Origin of the sequence: Pseudomonas sp. NPDC096917 (genome assembly GCF_044762555.1) — a bacterium.
Taxonomy (GTDB): Bacteria; Pseudomonadota; Gammaproteobacteria; order Pseudomonadales; family Pseudomonadaceae; genus Aquipseudomonas.
Genome location: NZ_JBIWEO010000040.1, coordinates 1 through 5,030, shown reverse-complemented (window position 1 = coordinate 5,030; position 5,030 = coordinate 1). Strand labels below are relative to the sequence as shown.

Here is a 5,030-nt window from a genome sequence, read left to right as displayed (position 1 = left end):
TTACGAAGCCTTGCTGCCGTGGAATTGCTCACCCGCATCGCCTAGCTGAGCGCACCGCCCATCTTGAGTCGGGTGGGGTTTATGGAGCGCTTACGATGTTGCCGTGCCGCAGGGCTTGGCCCACGGGCACGAAGGTGCCGGGTTCGTAGAGGTAGTGAACGGTGCGGCCAGTGTCGGTCTCGAGCAGCGGCGGGGAGTTTTCCCATGCCAGGGTGTCGCCGTCCCAGCCGTATAAAGTGTGGTCGCAGCCCAGTTCGCGTTGTTTGCGGGCGTGTTGGTTGATGTTCCAACCCGATCCGGCTTGGGGGTTGTTGCGGTAGTGCGCTTCTGAGTGTTTGGCGATACGACGGCCAAGGGCGTTGTAGAAGTAGTCCACGCGCAAGCGGTCGTCGTTGAAGGCCACCAGGCGGTCAAACAGGTCCCATTGCAGTTGACTCAATCGACCGTTGTGCAGGCGTTTGGGGTCTTGCTCCAGCGGCCTTTGTGGCTGTTGCTGTTTTTCGTTGAGCAAGTTGCCCGCCGGGTCGAAGGCGAAGGTGGTGCTGCTGTTGTGATTGGGTTGTTTCGCGGGCATCGGCGACGCGAGGCCAATGCGGGTGATGTTGGGTTGTTAAAGAACGGTGGTGTGTGGGTTCAGCGGTGAACCGATGCGCGTGAGCCACTGGCGATCAGGCTGGCACCGCAGGCGGTCTTCATGCCGTCCAGCGCCACCGGAATACCGTTGACGGAATAGGTGCTACTGCCTTCGACAATCGGGAATGCTCCCTTGCACAGGGGGCATTTCACCAAGTTGCCTTTGCCCGCCATTGGCTTGCCGTTGAGGTTGGTGTGTGGGATGGATTTAATGACAACGCCATCGTGGTCGGTGGTGTCGTCGAGGCGGACTATTGACTTCATATTACAATGCACTTTCTGATTGCTGAGGGTAGTTATTAATACTGGCTGAGCTATTTTTAGGGATGTTCTGAAAAAGCCACATCTCTAAAAAAATCTCAGGTAATACGCGGCTTCCAGAATGATGGTTTCTAGTAGAATGGGCTTTTTCAGAGTTTCGTTAACTGGTTTGAATTAAGAATTTCCCAGCAGAAAGGTCTTCTTTCAGTATATTTTTTTTAAGCAGTAAATAGCCAATCCCCCCAATGAGTATGCTTTTGTGATCAGGATAAGCCTTGTTTAAGCGAGAATTATTGATCTGGAGAATGTAGCTTAAACTTTCTGAGCTCTCATCGTCTTGTAACCATGATGGGATCCCTCCGATTTTAGCAAGGCCATTTTCGTCGCTGTCTTCTCTAGAATTTTCAATAGAAATTATTTTTTTTGGAGAGATAATTGAATCTTTGTATCCGCTAAATTGCTTTATGGCGGGCCTATATGCAATGACTTTTCCGCCTTCAGTCATACTTGTTTCAATATAGGTGTCAGATGTTTTTGAGTAGGGTGTAAAAATTGAAACTACTAACTGAGTCTCCAAATTTATCGGTACATATTTATTGATAAAGGCTGCTGGGAACGTGGCAAGGTGCAGTAGCGGCCTGCCTTCCGAATCTGTAGGCCAAACAATAGTAGTCGGCAGGTAAGGATTCCCTCCAAGGTAGGGTTCAGTGTTACTGAGTGTTTCATCTACAAAAATTATCTCATTAAACATTTTATGGGCTCTGTTATTTGCATGGGCATGGGCATGGGCAAGAAGCGAGGAAGTTTTTAGCTTCTTTACGGAGCTCTCTCGCGCGTGACGCGGATAGACCTGAAGTTCTTAGGGCTCCTTGCCATACGTCCATCTGACGTTTGGAGGGTAACCCATTCGGTCCAAATTGAAACTCGTCGCGGCCTACATTCAAATGTAGGAGTGCCAAGGCATTTTCATTCCTGTGGACATCCGTGTGCATACTGCGTGGTATAGCAATTGATGGATTAGATTTATTACGGACTCCTTGAGAGGTTAACCCCATTTGTTCTAGTGCATCGTTGCGTACTAACTCATGGGCATCAAGATCATCGCCGGTATTCGCCTTTCCCGTAAGGCTCCCATATGTGCCTAATTGGCACTTCCGCGCCAACCCCAGCGGATCAACCCACCCCACTGGATTCGGCGCATACGCAAACAGGTTCAACCCACCCGCATACCCAATCGGGTCTTTGCTGATGAACCGTCCCACCCTCGGATCATAGTACCGATAGCGGTTGTAGTGCAGCCCTGTCTCGTGGTCGTGGTATTGGCCTTGAAACCTGATCGGGTTGCTCAGGCCTTGCTGTTTGGTCGTGTCCGAACGGTGTTCAAGGATTTCACTCCAGGCTTTGTAGTCTGCGCTCCAGACAATTTGGCCGTTCTGGTGTCGCGGTTCAACAAGTACGCTGACATGGGCGACACATTGTCCAATGTCGGTGATGTTGGGTTGTTAAAGAGCGATGAGTTGTGTGGTTAGCGGTGAGCCAATGCCTGGTAGCCATTCGCGATCAGGCTACCTCCGCAGGTAGTCTTCATGGCGACGAGTGCCACCGGAATGCTGTTGACGGAATACGTGCTACTACCCTCAACAATCGAAGGAGTACATTACCAAGTTGCCTTTACCTGCTATCGGTTTGCAATTGAGGAGGGTGTTGGGGATGGTTGTCAGTAACAACTCCTCTCTTCCTTCTCATGAATTTTTTTTCTATGGAGCTTACGTAGGATGATGTTCGTAACTCGAAAATTTTCTGGATTGCATCATTCTTTTTTTGGGGTGGCTGAAGTTTTTTGCTTGTTGATAAATTATGTGCTGAATGATGGTAATGGGATGTTATTTTTCTCCATACAAACCCACTGTGCCTATTTCAATCACAGAGTCAACAAGGGCTGTGAAGTCGCTAGTCTTTTTTTTGGCTAATATATCTTCTAGGTTTACTGGTATGTCATCACCCCTCCCATTCAACTCCAATAAAGTCCCTTTCCTATCCCATTCGAGTAGATTTATGGCCGTGTCCATTTCTTCTAGGTGGTAAGTAGTTAGAAGATGGAAGGGTGTGAAAGTCCTTTTTCTGAGCAATATGCTCTGAGGCAGAATGCCCCGTATAGCTGAACATCTTGGATGGGTAAATTTTTGAATTTTTAAAATATTTCTGACTTGTCCATTTTTATTGCATCCGTCTAGTAGGCTCATATCAAATTTACTTAAGAGTGGATTGCAAGTTGAGCAGGGAGGCTTGTTAGCCCCATGAATATCGCTGCTGCTTTTCTTTCCAAGCACATTTGCAACCGAAGTCGTTGCTACTTGTAAGTATATTTATTTATTTTTGCTCATGAAGTGGCGTTTATTTCCATTAGCTATAAGGATGCTTCAGTCTTTTTTTTGCTGCTTCAGATATCATTTTGTCCTCGTCTAGTGAAAGCTTGGCGAGAATATCTTGAGGGGTTTTTGTGTTGCAGGCGATTCTGTGTCGTACGCTAGGATTATTATCGTTTGCTAAGCGTTCAAAAGTAAGGCGATTTAAGCTTCTTTTCATTGCTATATCCCAGCGTACCTCCTCGTCATCGCTCTGACTTAGTAACTCTAAGATAGTTGCCGAAATGGTGCTATTAAAAGCAACTTTTCGGGATAGCTCCGGATATTTGCACAATATTTCTACCCATACTTCTTCAGAAGCTGAATCATAGGCTTTGATACGTTCATTCTCATTATCGCTTTCTACACAGAGTTTAAATTCTTCAGCGCTACTAATCATTTCCTTATCCCCTTTCCATCACGGCATTTCATGTTTTTCATAGGCATTATTTTTCCAGTGTCACCTTTATGCTTGTCCATGAAATCGCCATAGATATCAGCGTCCCGTCGATGAACAAGATCATTGCGCTCTTGAGCCATTATTTTCCATGCTGAACCGCCATGCCCTTCAGTGTCAGTAGACCACCATAATTCGGTTTTAGGATCTCTTAAGTATTTAACCGTTGTTCCATTGAGATTTCCTTCACATATTCGATCAAATCGTTCGACTACCCATTTTTTTCTACATGGACACTCAGCATTTTGGTTGGGTTTGCTCGATTTTGGCTTTCTGTCTGTGCTACTCGGAGATTTTACAAGCCCCAGCGGATCAACCCACCCCACTGGATTTGGCGCATACGCAAACAGGTTCAACCCACCCGCATACCCAATCGGGTCTTTGCTGATGAACCGTCCCACCCTTGGATCATAGTACCGATAGCGGTTGTAGTGCAGCCCTGTCTCGTGGTCGTGGTATTGGCCTTGAAACCTGATCGGGTTGTTCAGGCTTTGTTGTTTGGCCGTGTCCGAACGGTGTTCAAGGATTTCACCCCAGGCTTTGTAGTCTGCGCTCCAGACGATTTGACCGTTCTGGTCGGTCATTTCCTGCGGGGTGCCGAGGTGGTCGCAGTGGTACCAACTCAATACGTCGATTTTCGGTGCGACGGGTTTGTAGGTCCACAGCGGGTCGGTTTTTTGGCTGTAGTCGCCGCTGTAGTCGGGCTGTTTGAGCAGGCGGATGTTGCCGTGCCGCAGGGCCTGGGCCACGGGCACGAAGGTGCCGGGTTCGTAGAGGTAGTGAACGGTGCGGCCGGTGTCGGTCTCGAGCAGCGGCGGGGAGTTTTCCCATGCCAGGGTGTCGCCGTCCCAGCCGTATAAAGTGTGGTCGCAGCGCAGTTCGCGTTGTTTGCGGGCGTGTTGGTTGATGTTCCAACCCGATCCGGCTTGGGGGTTGTTGCGGTAGTGCGCTTCTGAGTGTTTGGCGATACGACGGCCAAGGGCGTCGTAGAAGTAGTCCACGCTCAGGCGGTCATCGTTGAAGGCCACCAGGCGGTCAAACAGGTCCCATTGCAGTTGGCTCAATCGACCGTTGTGCAGGCGTTTGGTCTGGTTGCCGCGTTCGTCGTATTCGTAGTGGGTGCCCACGTATTCGCGCAGCAGGTTGTCCATGAGTGTGCTGCGTTTGGGGTCTTGCTCCAGCGGTCTTTGTGGCTGTTGCTGTTTTTCGTTGAGCAGGTTGCCCGCCGGGTCGAAGGCGAAGGTTTCTTCGCCCAGGCGGCTGGTGGCGCTGAG

General features: G+C 49.2%; 6 protein-coding genes and 2 pseudogenes. All 8 read right to left on the bottom strand.

Annotation, left to right across the window (positions count from 1 at the left end; translation table 11 throughout):
- Window positions 1-94 precede the first annotated feature (94 nt).
- A pseudogene (locus tag ACIQYF_RS23545) lies at window positions 95-538 on the bottom strand (hypothetical protein); the annotation flags it as partial.
- 95 nt (window positions 539-633) lie between these two features.
- Window positions 634-897 carry a PAAR domain-containing protein gene (locus tag ACIQYF_RS23540; protein WP_402866651.1) on the bottom strand — a complete coding sequence of 88 codons (264 nt, stop codon included), beginning with the start codon at window positions 895-897 and terminating at the stop codon, window positions 634-636.
- A 157-nt stretch (window positions 898-1,054) separates the two neighbouring features.
- Window positions 1,055-1,645, bottom strand: coding sequence for a hypothetical protein (locus ACIQYF_RS23535; RefSeq protein WP_402866648.1), 591 nt, complete (start codon window positions 1,643-1,645; stop codon window positions 1,055-1,057).
- Window positions 1,646-2,051: 406 nt separating this feature from the next.
- Window positions 2,052-2,312: pseudogene (locus tag ACIQYF_RS23530) on the bottom strand (RHS repeat-associated core domain-containing protein); the annotation flags it as partial.
- A 107-nt stretch (window positions 2,313-2,419) separates the two neighbouring features.
- Complete coding sequence (locus ACIQYF_RS23525) at window positions 2,420-2,503, bottom strand: hypothetical protein (RefSeq protein WP_402866654.1); 84 nt, start codon at window positions 2,501-2,503, stop codon at window positions 2,420-2,422.
- 274 nt (window positions 2,504-2,777) lie between these two features.
- Window positions 2,778-3,137, bottom strand: coding sequence for a hypothetical protein (locus tag ACIQYF_RS23520; protein WP_402866645.1), 360 nt, complete (start codon window positions 3,135-3,137; stop codon window positions 2,778-2,780).
- 160 nt (window positions 3,138-3,297) lie between these two features.
- Complete coding sequence (locus ACIQYF_RS23515; protein ID WP_402866642.1) at window positions 3,298-3,699, bottom strand: hypothetical protein; 402 nt, start codon at window positions 3,697-3,699, stop codon at window positions 3,298-3,300.
- On the bottom strand, window positions 3,696-5,030 hold a 1,335-nt coding region (locus ACIQYF_RS23510), incomplete at its 5' end, for an RHS repeat-associated core domain-containing protein (protein ID WP_402866639.1). The genes ACIQYF_RS23515 and ACIQYF_RS23510, both read right to left, overlap by 4 nt.

What these genes read in the sequence shown, in the direction of transcription:
- ACIQYF_RS23515 (WP_402866642.1), bottom strand. Translation starts at nt 3,699, where the DNA reads ATGATTAGTAGCGCTGAAGAATTTAAACTCTGTGTAGAAAGCGATAAT.
- ACIQYF_RS23540 (WP_402866651.1), bottom strand. Translation starts at nt 897, where the DNA reads ATGAAGTCAATAGTCCGCCTCGACGACACCACCGACCACGATGGCGTT.
- ACIQYF_RS23520 (WP_402866645.1), bottom strand. Translation starts at nt 3,137, where the DNA reads ATGAGCCTACTAGACGGATGCAATAAAAATGGACAAGTCAGAAATATT.
- ACIQYF_RS23535 (WP_402866648.1), bottom strand. Translation starts at nt 1,645, where the DNA reads ATGTTTAATGAGATAATTTTTGTAGATGAAACACTCAGTAACACTGAA.